General features: G+C 64.8%; 17 protein-coding genes and 1 pseudogene. 7 read left to right on the forward strand and 11 right to left on the reverse strand.

Annotation, left to right across the window (positions count from 1 at the left end; genetic code table 11):
• Positions 1 to 8: 8 nt before the first annotated feature.
• The 6 genes from E2H86_RS20085 to E2H86_RS20110 all read right to left on the reverse strand — a co-directional run bounded on the left by E2H86_RS20085 (position 9) and on the right by E2H86_RS20110 (position 6,954).
• Positions 9 to 2,465 carry an EAL domain-containing protein gene (locus E2H86_RS20085; protein WP_133330993.1) on the reverse strand — a complete coding sequence of 819 codons (2,457 nt, stop codon included), beginning with the start codon at positions 2,463 to 2,465 and terminating at the stop codon, positions 9 to 11.
• 142 nt (positions 2,466 to 2,607) lie between these two features.
• Positions 2,608 to 4,440: an ABC transporter ATP-binding protein gene (locus E2H86_RS20090; RefSeq protein WP_133330995.1), complete on the reverse strand. Its 1,833-nt coding sequence runs from the start codon at positions 4,438 to 4,440 to the stop codon at positions 2,608 to 2,610.
• On the reverse strand, positions 4,433 to 5,065 hold the full coding sequence (locus E2H86_RS20095; protein ID WP_133330997.1) for a DsbA family protein: 633 nt from the start codon (positions 5,063 to 5,065) through the stop codon (positions 4,433 to 4,435). Before E2H86_RS20095 ends, E2H86_RS20090 begins: the two co-directional genes overlap by 8 nt.
• Positions 5,066 to 5,068: 3 nt before the next feature.
• A complete protein-coding gene (gene trhO / locus E2H86_RS20100) occupies positions 5,069 to 6,001 on the reverse strand; it encodes an oxygen-dependent tRNA uridine(34) hydroxylase TrhO (RefSeq protein ID WP_133330999.1) in 933 nt (310 codons plus the stop codon).
• A gap of 121 nt (positions 6,002 to 6,122) precedes the next feature.
• Positions 6,123 to 6,419, reverse strand: coding sequence for a BolA family protein (locus tag E2H86_RS20105; protein WP_133331001.1), 297 nt, complete (start codon positions 6,417 to 6,419; stop codon positions 6,123 to 6,125).
• 10 nt (positions 6,420 to 6,429) lie between these two features.
• Positions 6,430 to 6,954, reverse strand: a complete 525-nt coding sequence (locus E2H86_RS20110; RefSeq protein ID WP_133331003.1) for a DUF2059 domain-containing protein — start codon at positions 6,952 to 6,954, stop codon at positions 6,430 to 6,432.
• Between the two features lie 152 nt (positions 6,955 to 7,106).
• Here E2H86_RS20110 and E2H86_RS20115 point away from each other — a divergent pair, with 152 nt between their 5' ends.
• Entirely contained in the window at positions 7,107 to 8,501 is a 1,395-nt protein-coding gene (locus E2H86_RS20115) for a class II fumarate hydratase (protein ID WP_133331005.1), read from the forward strand.
• A 62-nt stretch (positions 8,502 to 8,563) separates the two neighbouring features.
• On the opposite strand, the gene E2H86_RS20120 is transcribed toward E2H86_RS20115, so the two are convergent.
• Together E2H86_RS20120 and pap are read right to left on the reverse strand one after the other, a co-directional pair.
• Positions 8,564 to 9,526, reverse strand: a complete 963-nt coding sequence (locus E2H86_RS20120; protein ID WP_133331007.1) for a DMT family transporter — start codon at positions 9,524 to 9,526, stop codon at positions 8,564 to 8,566.
• Between the two features lie 115 nt (positions 9,527 to 9,641).
• Complete coding sequence (pap, locus tag E2H86_RS20125; RefSeq protein ID WP_133331009.1) at positions 9,642 to 11,135, reverse strand: polyphosphate:AMP phosphotransferase; 1,494 nt, start codon at positions 11,133 to 11,135, stop codon at positions 9,642 to 9,644.
• Positions 11,136 to 11,285: 150 nt separating this feature from the next.
• Between pap and mnmC the strand changes: the two genes are divergently transcribed.
• The 5 genes from mnmC to E2H86_RS20150 all read left to right on the forward strand — a co-directional run bounded on the left by mnmC (position 11,286) and on the right by E2H86_RS20150 (position 18,622).
• Positions 11,286 to 13,259 (forward strand): bifunctional tRNA (5-methylaminomethyl-2-thiouridine)(34)-methyltransferase MnmD/FAD-dependent 5-carboxymethylaminomethyl-2-thiouridine(34) oxidoreductase MnmC, encoded by a 1,974-nt coding sequence (gene mnmC, locus E2H86_RS20130; RefSeq protein ID WP_133331011.1) that lies wholly within the window; start codon positions 11,286 to 11,288, stop codon positions 13,257 to 13,259.
• 235 nt (positions 13,260 to 13,494) lie between these two features.
• The gene (locus E2H86_RS20135; protein ID WP_133331013.1) at positions 13,495 to 15,282 is read left to right on the forward strand and encodes an N-acetylglutaminylglutamine amidotransferase; all 1,788 of its coding nucleotides are present in this window, start codon (positions 13,495 to 13,497) and stop codon (positions 15,280 to 15,282) included.
• A 3-nt stretch (positions 15,283 to 15,285) separates the two neighbouring features.
• Entirely contained in the window at positions 15,286 to 17,031 is a 1,746-nt protein-coding gene (ngg, locus tag E2H86_RS20140) for an N-acetylglutaminylglutamine synthetase (protein WP_133331015.1), read from the forward strand.
• Positions 17,032 to 17,157: 126 nt separating this feature from the next.
• The gene (locus E2H86_RS20145; protein WP_133331017.1) at positions 17,158 to 18,342 is read left to right on the forward strand and encodes an osmoprotectant NAGGN system M42 family peptidase; all 1,185 of its coding nucleotides are present in this window, start codon (positions 17,158 to 17,160) and stop codon (positions 18,340 to 18,342) included.
• Positions 18,343 to 18,394: 52 nt separating this feature from the next.
• Positions 18,395 to 18,622 (forward strand): YheU family protein, encoded by a 228-nt coding sequence (locus E2H86_RS20150; RefSeq protein ID WP_013971435.1) that lies wholly within the window; start codon positions 18,395 to 18,397, stop codon positions 18,620 to 18,622.
• On the opposite strand, the gene E2H86_RS20155 is transcribed toward E2H86_RS20150, so the two are convergent.
• Positions 18,619 to 18,810 carry a carbon storage regulator gene (locus E2H86_RS20155; RefSeq protein ID WP_133331019.1) on the reverse strand — a complete coding sequence of 64 codons (192 nt, stop codon included), beginning with the start codon at positions 18,808 to 18,810 and terminating at the stop codon, positions 18,619 to 18,621. The two genes, E2H86_RS20150 and E2H86_RS20155, sit on opposite strands and share 4 nt — an antisense overlap.
• A gap of 129 nt (positions 18,811 to 18,939) precedes the next feature.
• Entirely contained in the window at positions 18,940 to 19,749 is an 810-nt protein-coding gene (locus E2H86_RS20160) for an SDR family oxidoreductase (RefSeq protein WP_133331021.1), read from the reverse strand.
• A 227-nt stretch (positions 19,750 to 19,976) separates the two neighbouring features.
• Between E2H86_RS20160 and E2H86_RS20165 the strand changes: the two genes are divergently transcribed.
• On the forward strand, positions 19,977 to 20,129 hold the full coding sequence (locus E2H86_RS20165; protein ID WP_065862157.1) for a DUF3309 family protein: 153 nt from the start codon (positions 19,977 to 19,979) through the stop codon (positions 20,127 to 20,129).
• Between the two features lie 93 nt (positions 20,130 to 20,222).
• Here E2H86_RS20165 and E2H86_RS26340 read toward each other — a convergent pair.
• Positions 20,223 to 23,270, reverse strand: a pseudogene (locus tag E2H86_RS26340) (transporter substrate-binding domain-containing protein); the annotation flags it as partial.
• Between the last annotated feature and the right edge of the window lie 43 nt (positions 23,271 to 23,313).

A 23,313-nucleotide genomic window follows, 5' to 3' on the forward strand; every position in this document is an offset into this window, starting at 1 on the left:
GTTCAGCGTCAGCGGAATGTCCCCGGCGCCCGATGCAACAAAGGCCGTGTCGCAATCCGCTGGCGCTGCAGACTGTCGACGGTGAACACCTGGGGACGCTCTATGAGGTAGCCCTGGGCGTAGTCCACGCCAATCTCCTGCAAGGCCTGTTCGATCAGCGGTGTTTCGACGAACTCGGCAATGGTCCGTTTACCCATGACATGGCCAATATGGTTGATCACCTCGACCATGGCCCGGTTCACCGGATCATCGAGCATATCTTTGACAAAACTTCCGTCGATCTTCAAGAAGTCCACAGGTAAATGCTTCAAATAGGCGAATGACGACATTCCGGCGCAGAAGTCGTCCAGGGAGAACTTGCAGCCCAGGCCCTTCAATTCATTGATGAAGCGGATGGCACTGCCGAGGTTGGCGATGGCGGTGGTTTCGGTGATCTCGAAACAGATCATCTTCGCCGGGATGGCATACTCGCCGAACAGCCGTTTCAGGTAGTCGAGGAACATGTCATCGCCGATACTGGCGCCCGACAGGTTGATCGCACACATCGACAGCGGTCGCTCGCGGCCCTGATCCAGGCACTGGCGGATGACCTGGAAGACACTGCGTACCACCCAGCGGTCGATAGCCGTCATCAGGCCGAACCGCTCGGCGGCCGGGATGAAGCTGCCGGGCAGGATGATACGGCCGCTCTCGTCCTGCAGGCGCAGCAGGATCTCCAGATGGCCGGCGCCCTCGTGGGGCCTGAGCGCGGCGATTTCCTGGGCATACAGGCAGAAGCGGTTTTCCTCCAAAGCCACGTGCAGGCGTTGGATCCAGGCCATCTCGCCAAATCGTGTGGACAACTCGCTGTCGTCGTCGTGATACACCTGCACCCGGTTACGGCCCTTTTCCTTGGCCAGGTAGCAGGCCATGTCGGCAGCCCGCAGCGAACCTTCCAGGGTGCTGGGCACTTGCGCCAAGTGCACCAGACCAATGCTCACGGTGGTCACGAACGGCCGCCCCTTCCACACGAAATGCAGGCTCTGCACGGCCTGGCGCAATTGCTCGGCGATGCGCTCGGCCTGGTCCGGCGGGCAGTTTTCCAGGAGTATGCCGAACTCATCACCGCCCAGACGGGCCAGGGTGTCACTCTCGCGCAGCCCCGACTGAAGCACCGCGCAGATGTGCCGCAACAACTCGTCGCCAGCGGCATGGCCACAGGTGTCGTTGACCAGCTTGAACTGGTCGAGGTCGAGGAACATCAGCGAATGCCGTCCCGCTTGGCGCGCCAAGCCATTGAGGGCCTGCTCCAGGCGGTACTCGAACTCGCGCCGGTTGGCCAGCCCGGTCAGGGCGTCGTGGGTAGCCTGCCACGACAGATTGGCGATGTACTGCCGCTCCTGGGTCATGTCGTGCAACACCAGGACGATACCGGCCACCTGCCCCTGATTGACGATCGGCGAGCCGACCAGGTTGACCGACACCGTGCTGCCGTCCAGGCGCTGGATCAAGCGCGCGTGCTCGGGGCCGCCATCGAGCGTGCCGGAAAGCACCTGTTCGACCAGGCCGGCGCTGCTGTCATCGGCGTGCTCCTCGACCAGGCTGAACAAGGCCGCCAAGGGCAGCCCCACGGCCTGACCGGCATGCCAGTGGGTCAGTTGTTCGGCGGCCGGGTTCATGTAACCGATGTAGCCATGCATATCGGTGGTGATCACCGCATCACCGATGGCCTGGAGGGTGATCTGCGCCCGCTCTTTTTCCTCCTGCAGGGCGCTGGCGAAGGCCTGGCGCTGGGCCAGCAGCTTGCTCGAACGGCGCCAGGCGATGGCGATCAGGAACAGCGCGGTCAGCAGGTTGATGGCCAACAGCAGGCGCAAGAGCAGGCGCGACCCCTCGCCCAGGGCAGCGCTGAACGCTTTGGAGGCCGGGGTCACGCCATCGTCGATGGCGACGATTCGCGCCTTCCACGCGGCCACTTGCTCGGCATCGACCGGGCCGGCGGCGATTCGCTCGCGCATCACCTGAGCCAGTACGTCGAGCTGACGCAGGTAGCTGTCGCCCACCTCCCAATACTCGATCGCCGTCTGCACGTAGCTGACCCGGCGGAAGTTGCGATAGAACCAGATGATCCGCTCGACATCCTCGGGATGGTTGCCGCCTTGCAGCACCGCCCGGCGGGCAGCATCGAGGTCGGGGCTGGACTGTTCGAGCAGCACGCGCATCTCGCGATCGCCCTGAGGCACGCTGATGGCCTGGCGGTAACGCTGATAGACGCGCTCGTCACGGCTGTCGGCGTACAGGTTGAGATAGGAGATGGCATCTTTCTGCGCCTTGGACCATAAGCTTTCACCCGCGACGTAGGCGCGCACGGCCGATAACGCATAAAGGCTGACGCTGCCCAGTAGCATCTGGAACACCACTACCGCGACAAATGGCCAAATGATGCCCAACAGCCTTGGCGCTTCGAGAGTCCGATTTCCCTTCATGTAGTCCCTGTCGCAGAGTAGATAAGGCACGGATCGACCCAGACAAGCAAAGCGTAGGCGATTTGCTATCTATGCGGTGGGAATTTGTTTGTTGCGAATGTAAGCCGGGAGGGTTGGGGGCGGCGAGATCGAGCGCCCACCCTCAACTTTGCTGCAAATGCCCGTACAGCTTGGCATACAACCCGCCTTCGGCGATCAACTGCTGGTGCCCGCCCTCTTCGGCCACGCGACCGCCATCGAACACCATTACCCGGTCGGCCTGCTTCACTGCCGACAGTCGGTGGGCGATGATCAACGTGGTACGCCCACTGAGAAAACGCCCCAGGGCCTGATGCAAGTTGTACTCGGTGGCCGCATCGAGCGCCGAGGTGGCCTCGTCGAGGATCACCACCTTGGGCTCGGCCAACACCATGCGGGCGATGGCCAAGCGCTGGCGCTGGCCCCCGGACAGGCGCACGCCGGAGCGACCGACCACGCTGTCCAGACCTTGCGGCAAGGCAGCGATGGTGGCATCGAGCTGGGCGATGCGCAGCGCCTCCCAACAGGCCTCGTCACTGCTGTCACGGCCCATGGTCAGATTGGCACGCACGGTGTCGTTGAACAGCGACGGATGCTGCAACACCACCGCCACGTTCTCGCGCAGGGTTTCCAGGCCGATCTCCTGCAGGCTCGCGCCGCCGAAACGAATGGTTCCTGCCTGGGCGCTGTACAGGCCCAACAGCAATTGCACGAGGGTGCTCTTGCCACCACCGCTGGCACCGACAATCGCCACTTTCTCGCCAGCGGCAATCGTCAGGTCCAGGTGTTCGAGCACCGGCTCATCGGCATAGGCGAAGCTCAAATCGCGGACCTCGATGCCGACCGTCGAGCGACCGAGGAACGGGTCGCAAGCGGCCGGATACTGCGGCTCGTCGGCTCGCGCCAGCAGCTCGTTGAGCCGGCTCAAGGCACCGCCGGCGGCATAATAGGCGTATTGCAGGTTGAGCAACTGCTCGACCGGACCGATCATGAACCACAGGTAACTGAACACCGCCAGCATCTGGCCGATCGACAGGTCGGAAAACAGCACGGTCAGCATGGCCGCGGCGCGGAAGATGTCGATGCCGAACTGGAACAACAAGCCGCTGGCACGGCCACTGGCATCGCTCTTCCATTGCGAGTCGACGGCATAGTCACGCACTTCACGGGCGCGCAGACCGAGGCGACCGAGGAAATAACCCTGGCGGTTACCGGCGCGGATCTCCTGGATCGCATCGAGGGTCTCGGCCAGCGCCTGGGTGAAACGCGACGTGCTGTCGTTCTCGAGCTTCTTGAGATGCTTGACGCGCTTGCCCAGTTGAACCGTGAAGTAGATCACCAGTGGGTTGAACAGCAGGATCAGCAGGGCCAGCTTCCAGTGCATCCAGATCAGGATCGCCGCCGTGCCGGTCAGGGTGAGCATGGCCACGAGGAAGCGACTCAGGGTTTCGCCGACGAACTTGTCGAGGGTGTCCAGGTCGGTGACCAGGTGCGTGGTCACGGTGCCGCTACCCAGGCTTTCGTACTCCTTGAGCGAAATGCGCTTGAGGCGCTCGATCAGACGGATGCGCAGGCGGTACACGATGTCCTTGGCCAGGCCCGCGAACAGCTTGGCCTGCACCACGTTGAACGTCAGCGCAGCCAGGCGCAGACACAAGGTGAGCACCAGCATCAGGCCGATATAGCCGACCGGCGCCTGCCAGCCAGTGGGCAGCAGGTGGTTCATCCATTTCAGCGCAGCATCGCCATGGCCGAGCAGCACTTCATCGACCAGCAATGGCAGCAGCAATGGGATCGGCACGCTGCAGCAGGCGGCGAGCACGGCCACCAGGTTGGCGCTCCACAGGTGTTTCTTGTGATGCAATGCCAGGCGACGGATCTGTGCCCAGCTCAGTCGATCGGGCACAGCCGCCGGCTTACCCGGCACAGGGTCTGGCGACCCGGGAAGATCAAGCACAGGCAGCCTGCTGCAACCAGCGACCGAGCAACGGTTGCAGGCGCTCCAGGGGCTGGTAGCCGTTGGTCAGCAAGGCCAACTGGCCATTGCGCTCGGCCAGCAGGGTCGGGAAGCCGGCGATACCCAGGTCCTGGACCCAGCTGAAGTCGGCTGCGGTGGCGACCCGGGTGTCGGCGTGGGCGAAGACCTCGGCGAAAGCGCTGCGGTCGAAACCAGCCTGCTCGGCCAGGTCGACCAGTTGCGGCGCGGTGGTCACGTCCAGGCCCTGTTCGTAGAAGCCGCCCTGGATCAGTGCCAGCAACGGCCACACACGCTCGGCGTCGAGGGTGCGCGCCGCGACCAGGGCGCGGCAGGCGGGCTCGGTGTCGTAGACGAAGCCATCGGGCATGGCGCCGTCGAAACGGAACGGCTGGCCAGTGGCCTGCGCCACCGCTTGCCAATGTTCGAGGATGTATTTGCGGGTGGCGGCATCCAAGGCGCTGCCGCCGGTGCGCAGGCCACCCGGTACCACGTGGGTGGCCACGCCCGCGTCACGCGCCTGGTCGATCAGGGCCGCGGCCACTGGCGCGAAGCCCCAGCACCAGGAGCACATCGGGTCCATCACATAGATCAGGCGCATGGACATGCATCAGGCCTCGGCTTTGTAGTTGTAGCCAATCGGGTGCGGCAGGTTGCGGGCCTTGGCCAGCTCGATCTGCTTCTGCCGGTCGATGGCGCTGCGCCGGGTCTTCTCGCTCAGGCTGTCCCAGCAGTGCGGGCAACTCACGCCTGGCGAATAGTGCTCGGACGCGCGGTCGGCAGCGTCGATCGGGTGGCGGCAGGCATGGCACTGGTCGTATTCGCCTTCGCTGAGGTCGTGGCGCACCGTCACGCGGTTGTCGAAGACGAAGCAGTCGCCATCCCACAGGCTCTCTTCCTGAGGCACTTCCTCGAAGTATTTGAGGATGCCCCCTTTGAGATGATAGACCGCTTCGAAGCCCTCACCGAGCATGTAGCTCGAGGCTTTTTCGCAACGGATGCCGCCGGTGCAGAACATCGCCACCTTCTTGTGCTTGCTCGGGTCGAAGTTGGCCTTGATGTACTCGGGAAACTCGCGGAAGGTCTCGGTCTTGGGATCGACGGCGCCCTTGAAGGTGCCAATGGCCACCTCGTAGTCGTTGCGGGTGTCGATCAGCAGCACTTCCGGGTCGCTGATCAGCGCGTTCCAATCCTTGGGCTCGACGTAGGTGCCGACCTGCTGGTTGGGGTCCACGCCTGGCACGCCGAGGGTGACGATCTCTTTCTTGAGCTTGACCTTGGTGCGGTAGAACGGCTGTTCGTCGCAGTACGATTCCTTGTGGTCGACATCCACCAGGCGCGGGTCGCTGCGCAGCCAGGCAAGCAGCGCGTCGATGCCTTCACGGCTGGCCGAAACGGTGCCGTTGATGCCTTCGTTGGCCAGCAGCAGGGTGCCTTTGACGCCATTGTCGAGCATGGTCTTGAGCAGGGGTTCGCGCAGTTCGACGTAGTCTTCCAGGGTGACGAACTTGTACAGCGCCGCGACGACGATCGGTTGGGACATGAAGCGGTATCTCCAGGTGGTTGCCCTCGTAAGGGGCGGACCGGGTTTGACATGAAAAGCCAGGGGGCCGCGATGCGGCCCCCTGGGATGTTGCGAATTCTACCAGAACGGTAGAGAGGATTCAGTGCCCGCCGCCGGCACACACCGGCGAGGCAGGCGCCGCGCCGACCTTGGCCCACTCCTCGGCGGTATAGGTATGAATGGCCAGGGCATGGATCTCACCCATCAGCTCACCCATGGTGGCGTAGACCTTCTGGTGACGCTTGACGCTGTTGAGCCCGGCGAACTGCTCGCTGACGATCACCGCCTTGTAGTGGGTCTCCTGGCCACGGCTGTGCATGTGGCTTTCGTTGAGCACTTCAAGGTGTTGCGGGGCCAGCGCGGCCAATTGTTGCTCAATGCGTTGCTGCATGGTCATCGGCGGTCACTCACTTCTTGGTCGGGGCGGCTGCCTTGCCGGCGTTCGGGTCGAGTTCCTTGGTCATGTCCTCGAGCAGCTTGTTCACCACTGGTACTGCAGGTTCCAGGCTCTGCTGGGTCAACTGAGCCGACTGCTGGGTGACCTTGGGCATCTCGCGCAGGACTTTCTTGCCCAGGGGCGATTCATAGAATTTGACCAGATCCTTGAGCTCTTGCTCGGTGAAGGTCTTGGTGTACAGGTCGACCATTTTCGGCTTGAGCTTGTTCCAGCCGATGGCGTTGTCCAGCGCGGCGTTGGCTTTGGCCTGGTAGCTCTCGAGCACCGGTTGCTTGGAGGCAGGGGCCTTGGTCTGGGCGAACCGCTGGGCGAACATCTGCTGGACCTGCATGTACACCGGGGTACCCAGCTTGTCGGCATTGGCCAGGGTCAGGAATTTCTCGGCAGCAGCGTTGTGGCTGGAAGTGGCAGCGAGGACCTGGCCGCTGGCACAGGCCAGGGCGACGGCAGCACAGAGGACACGGAGACGGGTCATTGCAATTCCTTCGAAAGAGGGAGGGGGTACCTCAGAGAGGAGCATTCTGCGCCGTGGTGGCGAAGTGCTCAAGTGGCACGACATGCGATTGAACCGCACTGTCGAATCAGGGCCTAAACTGCGATTTCGAACACTTAAGGAGTGAGCGCAGCATGAGCCGTATCGAGACAGACAGCTTAGGCCAGGTCGAAGTTCCTGAGGACGCCTACTGGGGCGCCCAGACCCAGCGGTCGCTGATCAACTTCGCCATCGGCAAGGAACGCATGCCGCTTCCGGTGCTGCACGCCCTGGCGCTGGTGAAAAAGGCCGCGGCACGGGTCAACGACCGCAATGGCGACCTGCCTGCCGATATCGCCCGGCTGATCGAACAGGCCGCCGACGAAGTGCTCGCAGGCGAACACGACGACCAGTTCCCGCTGGTGGTGTGGCAAACCGGCAGCGGCACCCAGAGCAACATGAACGTCAACGAGGTGATCGCCGGACGCGCCAACGAGCTGGCCGGCCAGGGACGCGGCGGCAAGACGCCGGTGCACCCCAACGACCACGTCAACCGCTCGCAGAGCTCCAACGACTGTTTCCCCACCGCCATGCACATCGCCGCCGCCGAGGCCGTGCACAATCAGTTGCTGCCGGCGATCGCCGAATTGTCGTCGGGGCTCGCCGAACTGGCGGCGCGCCATCATCAACTGGTCAAGACCGGTCGCACGCACATGATGGATGCCACGCCGATCACCTTCGGTCAGGAGATCTCGGCCTTCGTCGCTCAGCTCGACTACGCCCAGCGAGCCATCCGCGCCACCCTGCCGGCGGTGTGCGAGCTGGCCCAGGGCGGTACTGCCGTGGGCACGGGCCTCAACGCCCCGCACGGCTTCGCCGAAGCCATCGCCGCCGAGCTGGCGGCGCTGTCCGGGCTGCCGTTCGTGACCGCACCCAACAAGTTCGCCGCCCTCGCCGGCCACGAGCCACTGACCAGCCTCGCTGGCGCCTTGAAAACACTGGCGGTGGCGTTGATGAAGATCGCCAACGACCTGCGCCTGCTCGGCTCGGGGCCGCGTGCCGGATTGGCCGAGGTACGCCTGCCGGCCAACGAGCCGGGCAGCTCGATCATGCCGGGCAAGGTCAACCCGACCCAGTGCGAAGCCCTGTCGATGCTGGCTTGCCAGGTGCTGGGCAACGACGCCGCGATCGGCTTCGCCGCCAGCCAGGGGCATTTGCAATTGAACGTGTTCAAGCCGGTGATCATTCATAATCTGCTGCAATCGATCACTCTGCTCGCCGATGGCTGTCGCAACTTCCAGCAGCATTGCGTGGCGGGGATCGAGCCCGATGCCGAGCAGATGGCGGCGCACTTGGAGCGTGGCTTGATGCTGGTGACGGCCCTCAATCCGCACATCGGCTACGACAAGGCCGCGGAAATCGCCAAGAAGGCCTATGCCGAAGGCAAGACCCTGCGTGAGGCGGCGCTGGAGTTGCAGTACCTGAGCAACGAACAGTTCGACCAGTGGGTGCGACCGGAGAACATGCTGGCGCCGGGGGGCAAGGGTTGAGCGCTAGGTAGCCAGTACCGGCCTCTTCGCGGGCAAGCCCGCGAAGAGGCCGGTACTGACCATCACAGAACTTGACCTAACCGCGCCTTCCGCGCCCGCCAACCGGCCACCAGCGATGGCCCCAAAGCCACCAACGCCGACCCCAGCACCACCGTCACCGCCCCCAGATACCCCAAGCCATTGAGGCCCTCGGCCTGCACGTACTCAGGCCAGACCCAGGCCGCCAGCGCCACGGCCACCAGGGTCACCAGCGGCGTCAGCGCCAATGTCGCACTCACCCGCGAGGCCTCCCAGTGCGCCAGAGCCTCGGCGAATGCGCCATAGGCCACCAGAGTATTCAGGCAACAGGCCAGCAACAGCCAGCCCTGCACCGGGGTCAGTTGCAAGACCTCCAGCGGGTGCACCCAGGGGGTGAGCAGCAGCGCGCAACTCAGGTAGATCACCATCATCACCTGCTGCGAATGCCAGACCGTCAGTAGCTGTTTCTGACTCAAGGCGTAGAACACCCAGATGCTGGTCGCCAGGACGATGGTCAACACACCCGTGGTATAGGCACCCAGCGAGGTCAGCAGCTCTTCCAGGCGCTGGTTGAAGAACAGCCCGAAGCCACCCAACAGCACCAGCAGGCCGATACCCTGCCCCAGGCTGAAACGCTCCTTGAAGACGAACACACTGGCCACCAGCAACAGCACCGGGCCAAGCTGCACCACCAGTTGCGCGGTACCAGGGCTGAGCAGATTCAGGCCAACCAGGTACAGCACGTAGTTACCCATCAGCCCGCACACGGCCACCAGCACCAAGCCCTTGCCCTTGCGTCCCAGTGCCTGCACCGACGGCAGCCGACGCTTGGCGCGCAACCAGATGAACAGCAGCCCTCCGGACACCAGCAGGCGATACCAGGTGACGGTGATCGGATCCATCACCTGAAGCACCTGCTTGAGCTTGATCGGCAGGATGCCCCAGAGCAATGCCGTCAGAAGTGCCAGCAGCAGGCCGTGGATCCAGCGTCCGGAAGTGATGTGCATGGTGCCCTCGTGTCGACCCGTGATGGGGGGTAGCGAGATTCTAAGGGCTGGAAGGGAAAATACCGGAGAAAAGAATTCATCAGGTCATTCCTTGGGGGCAGGATCAGACAAACATCTACTTCTTATCCTTGGCAAACGCTGCTTCCAGCGCCTCATTGATGGTGCGCAGCACCTTGACCCGCGCCCAGCGCTTGTCATTGGCCTCGACCAACGTCCACGGCGCGATCTCGGTGCTGGTGCGATCGACCATGTCGCCCACGGCCTGGGTGTACTCGTCCCACTTGTCGCGGTTGCGCCAGTCGTCCTCGGTGATCTTGTAGCGCTTGAACGGCGTTGCCTCGCGCTCCTCGAAACGCTCCAGCTGGGTCTGTTGGTCGATCGCCAGCCAGAACTTGACCAGCACGCCCCCGGCATTCACCAGTTGCTCTTCGAAATCGTTGATCTCGCCGTAGGCGCGCATCCAGTCGATCGGCGCGCAGAAGCCCTCGACCCGCTCGACCAGCACCCGCCCATACCAGGAGCGGTCGAAGATGGTGAACTTGCCTCGGGCTGGCATGTGCCGCCAGAAACGCCAGAGGTACGGCTGGGCGAGCTCCTCCTGAGTGGGCGCGGCGATCGGTACGATGCGGTACTGACGTGGGTCGAGCGCGGCAGCCACGCGGCGGATGGCACTGCCCTTGCCGGCAGCGTCATTGCCTTCGAACACCGCAATCAGGGCGTGCTTGCGCATGTGCTTGTGGCGCAGCAACCCGGCCAGGCGCGCCTGCTCGGTCACCAGTTGTTCCTGGTAGTCGGCCTTGTCCAGGCGCAGGGTCATGTCCAGGGCACCGAGCAGGCTGCGCTGATCGATGCTGCGGCCCAGCGGTGCAATATTGCCCTGGTGCTTGCCCTTGGGGTTGCTGGCCAACGCGGCTTGCAGGCTTTCGAGCAGGATACGCCCGACCGCCAGGCTGCGGTAATTCGGGTCGACGCCCTCGACCACGTGCCAGGGCGCATAGTCGCGGCTGGTCCGGCGCAGTACCCGCTCGCCGAAGCGCACGAAGCGGTCGTAGGTTCGCGACTGCTGCCAGTCCAGCGGGCTGATCCGCCAGCTGTGCAGCGGGTCGTCCTTGAGCGCCTTGAGCCGCGCCTTCATCTGTTTCTTCGACAGATGGAACCAGAACTTGATGATCAGCGCGCCTTCGTCGCAGAGCATCTGCTCCAGGCGCTCGGCCCCGGTGATCGCCTGGTCGAGCACGGCATCCTTGAACTGACCGTGCACCCGGCCCTGGATCATCTGGCTGTACCAGTTGCCGAAGAACACCCCCATCCGGCCCTTCGGTGGCAGGGCCCGCCAGTAGCGCCAGGCGGGTGGGCGAGCCAGTTCCTCGTCGGTCTGCTGGTCGAAGGTGAGCACGTCGATCATGCGCGGATCCATCCACTCGTTGAGCAGCTTGACCGTCTCGCCCTTGCCGGCACCCTCGACGCCGTTGATCAGTACGATCACCGGAAACCGCGCCTGCTGCTTGAGCTCGTATTGCGCCTCGAGCAGGGCCTCGCGCAGGGCGGGCACCTCGGCGTCGTAGGTGTCCTTGTCAATGCTGTGACCGATTTCCGCAGATTCGAACATGCTGGGCTCCCTCGATGGATAAGCAAGACTAGCGGAATCCTGGCGGCTGGCGTCAAGCTGGCAGATGCAAGAAACAGCCGGCCGTGCCACCATTTGCGCCTTTAATCACCGCGTGCAGCTTCGCGCTTGCCACTTTCAGCGAAACCCGCCATGTCCGCACCCACCCTTCTCCAGCATGCCCAGATCGACTGGGACGACCAGGGCCGCCCCCACTCGCGGCAATACGACGACGTCTATTTCTCGAAGAACGAAGGGACCGAGGAAACCCGGCATGTGTTCCTCGACCAGACCGGCCTGGCCGAACGCTTCGCCAACCTGGCGCCGCATACCAGCCTGGTGATCGGCGAAACCGGCTTCGGCACCGGCATGAACTTCTTCTGTGCCTGGCAGCTGTTCGCCGAGCGGGCACCCAACGAGGCCCGGCTGCATTTCGTCAGTGTCGAGAAATTCCCTCTCGCCCCCGACGACTTGGCCCGCGCGGTGCGCCTGTGGCCGGAGCTATCAGCGTTCAGCGAGCCGCTGCTGGCGCAATATGTGGCGGTGCACCCAGGCTTCCAACAGTTCACCTTCGACCAGGGCCGGGTCACCCTGACCCTGCTGGTGGGCGATGTACTGGAGCAACTGCCCCAGCTCGATGCGCGCATCGATGTGTGGTTTCTCGACGGTTTCGCCCCGGCCAAGAACCCCGACATGTGGACCCCCGAACTGTTCGCGCAACTGGCGCGGCTGTCGCGCCCTGGCACTGCGCTGGGCACCTTCACCACCACCGGCTGGGTCCGACGAGGGCTGATCGACGCAGGCTTCCGAATGAAAAAGGTGCCCGGCATCGGCAAGAAGTGGGAGGTGATGAGCGGCGAGTACATCGGCCAGCCCCACCCTGCCGCTACCGCGCCGTGGTATGCCCGCCCCGGGATACCCGCAGGCCCGCGGCAGGCGCTGGTGATTGGCGCCGGCCTGGCGGGCAGCGCCACGGCCGCCAGCCTTGCCGCACGCGGTTGGCAGGTGAGCGTGCTGGAACGCCACGATGCCCCCGCCCGCGAAGCCTCCGGCAACCCCCAGGGGGTGCTGTACCTCAAGCTGTCGGCGCATGGCACAGCGTTGTCGCAGATGATCCTGTCCGGTTTCGGCTACACCCGGCGTCAGCTCGAACGACTGCAACAGGGCCGCGACTGGGAAGCCTGCGGCGTGCTGCAGCTGGCCTTCGACAGCAAGGAAGCCGAGCGCCAGAACAAGCTGGCCGAAGCCTTCGACCCCAGTCTGCTGCAGGTACTGACCCACAGCGAAGCCGAGACGATCGCCGGGGTGGCGCTGCCGGCTGGCGGCTTGTTCTATCCCGAGGGGGGCTGGGTGCACCCGCCGGCCCTGTGCCAGGCACAACTGCAGCACCCTAATATCCGCCTGCTGCCGCACCAGCAGGTGCTGGCGCTGCGCAAGGTCGATGGCCTGTGGCAGGCCTGGGACGGCGAACGGTTGTTGGCCAGCGCGCCCGTGGTGGTGCTGGCTACCGCTGCCGAGGTACGGCATTTCGAGGCCTGCGCGCAGTTGCCGCTCAAGCGCATCCGTGGGCAAATCACCCGGCTGCCGGCAACGCCCGCCAGCCGAGCGTTGCGCACCGTCGTGTGCGCCGAGGGCTATGTGGCGCCGCCACGGGGTGACGAGCATACCCTGGGGGCCAGTTTCGACTTTCATAGTGAAGACCTGGAACCAACCGTGGCCGAGCATCAGGGCAACCTGGCCCTGCTGAACGAGATTTCCACCGACCTCGCCCAACGTCTGGGCGGCCACGCGCTGGACGCCGGACACCTGCAGGGACGTGCGGCGTTCCGCTGCACCAGTCCCGATTACCTGCCGATCGTCGGACCGCTGGCCGATTCGACCGCGTTCGCCGAGGCTTACGCGGTGCTTGGCAAAGATGCACGCCAAGTGCCGGAGGTGCCCTGCCCCTGGCTGGACGGCTTGTATGTGAACAGCGGGCATGGCTCGCGCGGACTGATCACCGCGCCGCTGAGCGGCGAGCTGATCGCGGCATGGGTCAATGACGAGCCGTTGCCACTGCCGCGTGCGGTGGCCGAAGCGTGTCACCCGAACCGCTTTGCATTGCGCAGGTTGATTCGCGGGAAATGAAGGGGTGGGTTTGGGGTGGTCGCTTGAGAGGTGCAGCGGCGCTCGATCTCCGCGCCGCTGCACCTCTCAAGCCAACACCCCGCGATCCACTACGCAATCTCAACAACCACCAACCCCATAGCCCTCTCCTGCTTATAACAGATCGATCTAAAACTCCCCGGTTGCATATAGGTCAGTTTCTTAAGGTACCCTGTAAGGGACACCACCTCCCCAACGGAAAAACCGGTAAGGACTTATGTGCGGATTAGCAGGAGAGTTACGTTTCACCCCCATCGATCAAGCCCCACGCCCGGCCGACCTGGCCGCGGTGGAGCGAATAACCCATCATCTGGCACCCCGCGGCCCCGACGCCTGGGGCTTCCATAGCCAGGGCCCGATTGCCCTCGGCCATCGCCGGCTGAAGATCATGGACCTGTCCGACGGCTCGGCCCAGCCGATGGTCGACAACACCCTGGGCCTGTCGCTGGCGTTCAACGGCGCCATCTACAACTTCCCCGAGCTGCGCCAGGAACTGCAGGACCTGGGCTACACCTTCTGGTCCGACGGCGACACCGAAGTGCTGCTCAAGGGCTACCACGCCTGGGGCGACGCGTTGCTGCCCAAGCTCAACGGCATGTTCGCCCTGGCCATCTGGGAACGCGATACCCAACGCCTGTTCCTGGCTCGCGACCGCCTCGGCGTCAAACCGCTGTACCTGTCGCGCAACGGCGAACGCCTGCGTTTCGCCTCGACCCTGCCGGCACTGCTCAAGGGTGGCGACATCGACCCGGTGCTCGACCCGGTAGCACTCAATCACTACCTCAACTTCCACGCCGTGGTGCCGGCGCCGCGCACCCTGCTGGCCAATGTGCAGAAGCTCGAACCCGGCACCTGGATGCGCATCGACCGCCACGGTGAGGTCGAGCGCCAGACCTGGTGGGAACTGCAATACGGCCCCAACCCGGACGAGCGTGAACTTGACCTGGAAGGCTGGACCACCCGCGTGCTCGATGCCACCCGCGATGCCGTGGCTATCCGCCAGCGCGCAGCGGTCGACGTCGGCGTGCTGCTCTCCGGTGGCGTCGATTCGAGCCTGCTGGTCGGCTTGCTGCGTGACGTGGGGGTCGACGACCTGTCCACCTTCTCGATCGGCTTCGAAGATGCCGGCGGCGAGCGCGGCGACGAGTTCCAGTACTCCGACCTGATCGCCAAGCACTATGGCACCCGCCACCATCAACTGCGTATCGCCGAACACGAGATCATCGAGCAATTGCCCGCGGCCTTCCGCGCCATGAGCGAACCGATGGTCAGCCACGACTGCATCGCCTTCTACCTGCTGTCGCGAGAAGTGGCCAAGCATTGCAAGGGCGTGCAGAGCGGCCAGGGTGCCGACGAACTGTTCGCCGGCTACCACTGGTATCCGCAAGTCGATGGCGCCGCCGACCCTTACGCTGCTTATCGCGACGCGTTCTTCGACCGCAGCCATGCCGAATACCGCGACACCGTGCAAGCCCCGTGGCTGCTGGAAACCGACGCTGCCGGTGATTTCGTCCGCGAGCATTTCGCCCGCCCCGGCGCGCCGGAAGCAGTGGACAAGGCACTGCGCCTGGACAGCACGGTGATGCTGGTCGACGACCCGGTCAAACGTGTCGACAACATGACCATGGCCTGGGGCCTTGAAGCGCGCACGCCATTCCTCGACTACCGCCTGGCCGAACTGTCGGCACGTATTCCAGGGCGCTTCAAGCTGCCCGACGGCGGCAAGCATGTGCTCAAGCAAGCCGCACGGCGGGTCATCCCCCATGAGGTCATCGACCGCAAGAAGGGCTACTTCCCGGTGCCTGGCCTCAAGCACCTGGAGGGTGCGACCCTGGGTTGGGTCCGCGAACTGCTGACCGACCCGAGCCAGGACCGGGGCATTTTCAATCCGGCGATGATCGACCGACTGCTGAGCAACCCACACGGCCAGCTCACCCCTCTGCGCGGCTCCAAGCTGTGGCAATTGGCGGCCCTGAACCTGTGGCTCAGCGAACAAGGAATCTGACCGATGAAAGCCCATGAGATCGCTTACGGTCAGCGCCTGTTGCGCGGCCAGGCGCCGTCCTACGAGCGTCTGCAAGCGCGGCTGGCCGGCGATGGCAGCGAGCCGCACGACCAGCCGCGTGCCTTGCACTGCGGCTGGGGTCGGCTACTGATCGGCCACACCTACCCCGACCCGGCCACCCTGGCCGGGGAGCTGCTGGCCGAGCAGCCCGGCGAGCGTGACATCGCGCTGTACGTGGCCGCTCCCCAGCAATTGCTGGCCCAGGCGCCGCAACAGCTGTTTCTCGATCCTTCCGATACCCTGCGCCTGTGGTTCACCGACTACCGCCCGGCGCAACGGGTGTTCCGTGGTTTTCGTGTGCGCCGGGCGCACACCGAAGCAGACTGGCAGGCGATCAACACCCTGTACCAAGCCCGGGGCATGCTGCCGGTCGACCCCAAACTGCTCACCCCGCGCCACCTCGGTGGCCCGGTGTATTGGCTGGCCGAGGACGAGGACAGCGGCGCCGTCATCGGCAGCGTGATGGGCCTGAACCACAGCAAGGCCTTCGACGATCCCGAGCACGGCAGCAGCTTGTGGTGCCTGGCGGTGGATCCGCAGTGCACCCGTCCCGGCGTCGGCGAAGTGCTGGTGCGCCACTTGATCGAGCATTTCATGAGCCGCGGCCTGGCCTACCTCGACCTGTCGGTGCTGCATGACAACCGCCAGGCCAAGCGTCTGTATGAAAAGCTGGGTTTTCGCAACCTGCCGACCTTCGCGGTCAAGCGCAAGAACGGCATCAACCAGCAGCTGTTCCTCGGCCCAGGCCCTGAAGCGGAGCTCAACCCCTATGCACGGATCATCGTCGACGAGGCGTTGCGCCGCGGCATCGAGGTGCAGGTGGACGACGCCGTGGGCGGTTTGTTCACCCTCAGCCTGGGCGGCCGGCGCATCCGCTGTCGCGAGTCGCTGAGCGACCTGACCAGTGCCGTGACCATGACCCTGTGCCAGGACAAACGCCTGACCCGCCAAGCGCTGCACAATGCCGGTCTGCAAGTGCCGGCCCAGCAGTTGGCCGGCAATGCCGACGACAACCTGGCGTTTCTCGACGAGCACGGCTCGATCGTGGTCAAGCCGGTGGATGGCGAGCAAGGCCAGGGCGTAGCGGTGGGTCTGGAGTCCATCGAGGACGTCATTCAGGCAGTGGAGCATGCGCGCCAGTTCGACAGCCGGGTGCTGCTCGAAAGCTTCCATGCCGGCAGCGACCTGCGCATCGTGGTGATCGGCTTCGAAGTGGTGGCGGCGGCCATTCGTCACCCGGCTCAGGTGGTCGGGGATGGCAAGCACAGCATCGGTGAGCTGATCGAGGCGCAGAGTCGGCGCCGCCAGGCCGCCACCGGGGGCGAAAGCCGCATTCCGTTGGACGACGAAACCGAGCGCACCCTGCGCGCGGCCGGGCTGAGTTACGACGATGTGCTGGAGCCCGGTCGGCGCCTGGCCGTGCGGCGTACCGCCAACCTGCACACCGGCGGCACCCTGGAGGATGTCACCGAGCGCCTGCACCCGGTGCTGGCCGATGCCGCCGTGCGGGCGGCGCGTGCCCTGGAGATCCCGGTGGTCGGCCTGGACTTCATGGTGCGCGATGCCGAGCAGCCTGAGTACGTGATCATCGAGGCAAACGAACGGGCCGGGTTGGCCAACCATGAGCCACAGCCGACCGCCGAGCGATTTGTCGACCTGCTGTTTCCCCATAGCCGGGCCTTGGCGTGAGTCAATGAGGGCCTCTTCGCGGGACAAGCCCGCTCCCACAGGAACGCCACCGACCTTAAGGTCGTGAATTACCTGTGGGAGCGGGCTTGCCCGCGAAGAAGCCACCGCAATAATCGAGGAGTCCCCATGTCCGAACGACACCCCGAACCCGATCTCGAATACATGAAACAGGTGCTCCTGGAGATGCTCGCCATCCCCAGCCCCACCGGCTTCACCGACACCATCGTGCGCTACGTCGCCGAGCGCCTGGACGAGCTGGGCATTCCCTACGAGCTGACCCGCCGCGGCACCATTCGCGCCACCCTCAAGGGCCGGCAGAGTTCGCCAGACCGCGCCGTTTCGGCGCACCTGGACACCATCGGCGCCAGCGTACGCCAACTGCAGGACAATGGCCGCCTGGGCCTGTCGCCGGTAGGTTGCTGGTCGAGCCGCTTCGCCGAGGGCAGCCGGGTCAGCGTGTTCACCGATACCGGTGTTTATCGCGGCAGCGTGCTGCCCCTGATGGCCAGCGGGCATGCCTTCAACACCGCCATCGACCAGATGCCGATCAGCTGGGAACACGTCGAACTGCGCCTGGACGCCTACTGCGCCACCCGCGCCGACTGTGAAGCGCTGGGGATCAACGTGGGCGATTTCGTCGCCTTCGACCCCTTGCCCGAGTTCACCGAAAGCGGCCACATCAGCGCCCGCCACCTCGATGACAAGGCCGGTGTGGCCGCCCTGCTGGCAGCACTCAAGGCCGTGGTGGAAAGTGGCCGCCAGCCACTGATCGACTGCCATCCGTTGTTCACCATCACCGAGGAAACCGGCTCTGGCGCCGCCGCGGCCCTGCCCTGGGACGTCAGCGAATTCGTCGGCATCGACATCGCCCCGGTCGCACCTGGCCAGGCCTCCAGCGAACACGCCGTGAGCGTGGCCATGCAGGATTCCTCCGGCCCCTACGACTATCATCTGTCGCGCCACCTGCTGAAGCTGGCCGAAGAGCGCGAGCTGCCGGTACGCCGGGATGTGTTCCGCTACTACTTCAGCGATGCCCATTCGGCCGTGACCGCCGGACACGACATTCGCACCGCCCTGGTAGCGTTCGGCTGCGACGCCACCCATGGCTACGAGCGTACCCATATCGACAGCCTGGCCACCCTCAGCCGTCTGCTGGCAGGCTACCTGCTCAGCCCGCCGGTGTTCGCCAGCGATTCGAATCCGACCAGTGCGTCGCTCGAACGCTTCAGCCATCAACTGGAGCACGACGCGCAGATGGAGAGCGACACGCGAGTGCCGCCGGTGGACAGTCTGGTGGGGAACAAGACCTAGACAGTCGTATTCGCGTAGGATGGCGCCATTCAACGAGACCTTGCCCACGCCCATGCTGATTCCCTACGACCAACTGCAAGCCGAGACCCTGACCCGCCTGATCGAAGACTTCGTCACCCGAGATGGCACCGACAACGGCGACGACACGCCCCTGGAAACCCGCGTACTGCGGGTTCGCCAGGCGTTGGCCAAGGGTCAGGCGTTCATCCTGTTCGATCCCGAGAGCCAGCAGTGCCAACTGCTGGCCAAGCACGACGTGCCCCGCGAACTGCTCGACTAAGGCTTGACCTTGGCTTTGAACACCTCTCCCGCCTTGATCCGCTGGTAGACCTCGCTACGGTGCACCGGCACCTCCCGCGGGGCGGTGATGCCCAGGCGTACCATGCCGTCACGCGACTCGACCACCATGATCACGATGTCGCCATCGATGACGATGCGCTCGCCCACTTCTCGCCCGATTACCAGCATGCTCCACTCCTCCAACCTGGGGATAAAAGTGGAGCCTGCAGGGAGCAGGTGGGCTGACTCAACACCTCCAGAGCGAAAGAGACCGATCCCACGAAAGTAGGTAAAACAACCTACAGACGCGCCCTACAATCAGCGTGATTGGGCCTTGCCACGCATCTTCATGGCCATCTCCGCCATCTCGTCGTACAGCCGCTCAGGCGCCTGACGCTTGAGCATCCAGGCATCACGCCCGGCTTCATGGGGCAGGATCAGAAATTCGCCCGCAGCCACCTGTTGGTGAATGTAATCGGCGATCTGCGCGGCGCTGATCGGCGAACCTTGCAGCAGCTTGCCGACCTGGGCCTTCATCGCCGGGTCAGGGCCGCGGAAGGAGTCGAGCAGGTTGGTCTGGAAGAACGACGGGCACACCACGTGCACCGCCACTTCCAATTGCCGCAGCTCTACCAGCAGGCTCTCTGACAGCGCCAGCACCCCGGCCTTGGCGACGTTGTAGTTGCTCATGCCCGGCCCCTGCATCAGCGCGGCCATGGAGGCGATGTTGACGATACGCCCCTTGCTGCGTTCGAGCAGTGGCAGAAAAGCCTTGCAGCCCTTGACCACGCCCATCAGGTTGACCGCGATCTGCCAGTCCCAGTCCTCCAGCGACAGCTCGGCGAAAAAGCCGCCCGAGGCCACTCCGGCGTTGTTGACGATCACGTCGATGCCCCCGAAGTTCGCCTCGCAGGCCTGCGCCAGGGCGGTCAGCTGGCTGTAGTCGCGCACGTCGCAACGCTGGGTGAAGCCATCGCCACCGGCGGCGCGTACCTGTTCGAGGGTTTCGCGCAGGGCCGGCTCGTTGAGGTCGGCCAGCGCCAGGCGCCAACCCTCGCGCGCCCAGCGCAGGGCGATCTCGCGACCGAGGCCGGAACCGGCGCCGGTGATCATGATGCGGTTTTGCATGGTGGCAGGGCCTTGTCTTGTGGGGGTGTGGCTTGAGTCTAAACAAGGCCTGGGAGCGAAGCAGGATTCATCAGGGTAGTGAATGGGCAGCCATGACTCGCCGCAGCCAGCGAACAGGCCCGCACGACGCCACACAAAATGGAATCTTTCCCAAGCGGCGCCAGTCCGATTTATCAAGAGGCCAGCGATACCAGGCCCTTGACCCTCAACCACGCAAGGATTTCGCCATGACCACGATTCTCATCATCATCCTGATCCTGCTGTTGATTGGTGGCTTACCGGTCTTCCCGCATTCGCGCAGCTGGGGTTACGGCCCATCCGGCATCGTCGGCGCGGTGCTGGTGGTCCTGCTGGTACTGTTGTTGCTCGGGATGATATGACTCTGCCAGGTCCTGCCCGGCGTGGCGATCGAGCTGCTGTTCGAGACGGCGCATGGCGTCTCCCATGGCACTGACCGCCAGGCCGAGCGCGGCCTGGTCGAACGGTTCGGCTTGGCAACAGCGCTCCACCTGTTCGCACAACGCCACCAGCGCCTCGAGCCGTGCAATGCGAGCGCATCCCTTGATGCGATGGGCCAGCGGCGCCAGGGCCTCAGGCTCATCGCCGAGGTTTTGCAGGCGCAACAAGTCTTCGTGGTTGCTGGCGCGCAAGTCGCCGAGCAACGCCCTGAGCGCGGCTTCGTCGTTGCCGACCAGACGCCGCAGGTGCGCAAGGTTGAGCAGGATCTCCTGACCACTGGCATGCCCCGTTGGTCGCACCCTGGCCAGGGCCTGGCTCAGGCTGTCGAGGTCCAGTGGTTTGAACAGGCACTCATCCATCCCGGCCTCGCAGCCGCGTCGGCGATCCACCTCTTGGGCGCTGGCGGTCAGGCCGATCAGCCGACAGCGGGGCCGCCTATGGCGTCGCTCATGCAGACGGATGGCCCGGGACAGGCCATGGCCATCCAGAATCGGCATGTTGCAATCGCTGATGACCACATCGAACGGCTGCTTGAGCCATAGACGCAGGGCCTGCGCGCCATCTTCCGCGACCTGGGAGCGATGCCCCAGATAGGCCAGTTGCTGCTCCAACAACTGCCGATTGGCCGGATAGTCGTCGACCACCAGCACCCGCAACCGCACGCCAGGTTCGACCTGCGCCACGGTTGGCCCAGGGGGTGGGCCGGTGCCTGGCAGCAACGGCAGCTTGAGTTGCACCTGCACCTCGGTACCCTCGCCCAATGTGCTGCGCACGAGCAGTTGGCCGCCCATCAGCTGGCAGAGCTTGCGACTGATATTCAGACCCAGACCGGTACTGGTGCGAGGCGACTGGCAATGGTTACTGGCCTGGCGGAACGGCTGGCCCAGGGCTGCCAACTCACTGGCGGCGATGCCGACACCACTGTCCTTGACCCGCAGTACGACATCGAGCTGCCCGTCTGCCGGCTGCGCCTGCAAGCTGACCAGGATCCGCCCACGTTGGGTGAACTTGATCGCATTGCTCAGCAGGTTGGCCAGCACTTGCTTGAAACGTAAAGGATCGAGCATGACTTCAGCCCCCACCGCCCCCTGGGACTGCATCTGCAGCTCCAGGCCCTTGCCGCGGGCCAACTGCTCGAACAACTGCACCACCCGTCCGACCAACTCGCTCACCCGCACCTGTTGCGGCGCAAGCTGCAAGTGCCCGGTCTCGATGCGGGTGATGTCGAGAATGTCGCCGATCAGCTCTTTGAGCCCGCGTGCCGCCTCGGTGGCGACCTCCAGGGCCTGATGATCGGGCACGCCCTGGGCCGCCTTGCGCTGGGCCAGTTCGAGCATACCCAGCACTGCATGCAGCGGCGTCCGTATCTCGTGGCTGATGGTGGCGAGGAACTCGGTCTTGGCCTGGTTGGCCGCGTCCGCCGCCCGCCTGGCCCGCCGCAACCGCACCTGCAGGCGGCGCAGATAGCGAATCCACAGCAAAGCCACCAGCAACAAACAGGACGCAATGCCGAAACCCAGCAGCACCTTGCTCCGGTGGCGTGACCAACCGTTGTCGGGAACCACCATCGGGTTGCGCCAACGCCGGACCAGCGCGGCGGTCTCATGGGGCGTCAGGCTCAACAGCGCGCTGTCGATGATGCCCAGCAATTCGCTGGCACCTCGGGCGCCGGCCAGGGCGAAGTGCGCTGGCGGCACCGCCAGACTGGCACTGATCTGCAACTGCCCTGGATACCAGCGCGCAACCAGAGGGCGTGCGTCATCGAGGGTCAGCAGAGCAGCGTCGACCTGGCCATCGGCGACGGCGTGCAAGGCTTGCAGCGGGCTGTGCAGCAAACGCTGGCGCACCTGCGGGTAACGCTCGTGCATCAGTTGCACCATGGCACTGCCCCAGACCAGCGCCACTTGCCTACCGGCCAGTTGCTCGAGGCTGGCCGGCGCTCGTGCGCCCGTGCGACTGACCAGCACCCGTGAAGCAGCGAGGTAGGCGCGACTGAAACCCAGGCGCTGTGCCAGGCTGTCGCTGTAGGGTAATCCAGCGATCAGTTGCGCCTGGCCCTGGGCCACCTGGCCGATCATCTGCTCGACCCCTGTCCCGGTCTGGACATCGAACTCCAGGCCCGTGCGCCGGGTGATCAGTTGCAGCACGTCCAGTGTGAGTCCCCGCAACTGACCCTTGCTGTCGCGGTAGCTCAGCGGCAGCAACTGATCATCCACCAGAACCCGCACCTTGGGATTGGCAGCCAGCCAGCGCCGCTGATCCGCAGTCAAGCGCACCGTCCGGGCCGAACGCACCAGGCTCGCCTCCGGGCTCCAGCGTTTCTGGATGCGCGCTCGTTGGTCCGCGCCGATATCGTTCAGCACCGCCTCCACCAACCGCGCCAGTGGCGTGCCGTTGTCGAGCATGGCAAAGCCAAGCCCCTGACCCGGCAGACCGGCCTCGCCGACTTCCTCCACCCCGCTGAACGGGCTGCGTCCCTGCAAGTAGCGGGCGATGAGGGCATTGCCCAGGTACAGGTCGGCTTGACCGAGGGCCAGTGCGGCCAAGGCACTGAAGGCGGTGGGATGCACCTGCAGGTCGGCGCGGGGGAAGTGCTGGTTGACCTGCTCGGCGCTGCGATAGCCGTCGACCATCACCAGGCGCAGCGGTGCCGGTCCCTCGCTGACCGCCGACCGCTCCTGGGCCAGCAGCACCGGCAGGTCTTCTGCATACGGTGATGAGGGACGCAGGCCAGCCTGCAACGCCTGCTCGGTGGTGACCGAGCCAAGCAGGTCGACCGTGCCCTCGCGCAACGCCGCGACCGCCGCGTCGAACGAGCCGAACACCTGCACCTGCAGGTCCAGACGCAGGTGTTCGGCCAGCAGTTTTGCATAATCGGCGGTGATGCCTTCGTAGGCGCGTCCAGTGCCGAGGATATCCAGCGGCGGTTGATCGTTGCCCAACACGCCAAGGCGCAACACCCGCTGGCGCCACAGCCAGCGCAGATCACCGCTGCTCGGCTCGGCGGGCGCCCCCTCGAAGACCGCACGACCGTGGACCTGCGGCGCCGCCAGGACGGGCATGGCATACACACAACACAGCACCAGCAGCCAGATTGCACGCACG

The sequence above is a fragment of the Pseudomonas putida genome (genome assembly GCF_004357765.1).
GTDB classification, from domain to species: domain Bacteria; phylum Pseudomonadota; class Gammaproteobacteria; order Pseudomonadales; family Pseudomonadaceae; genus Aquipseudomonas; species Aquipseudomonas putida_U.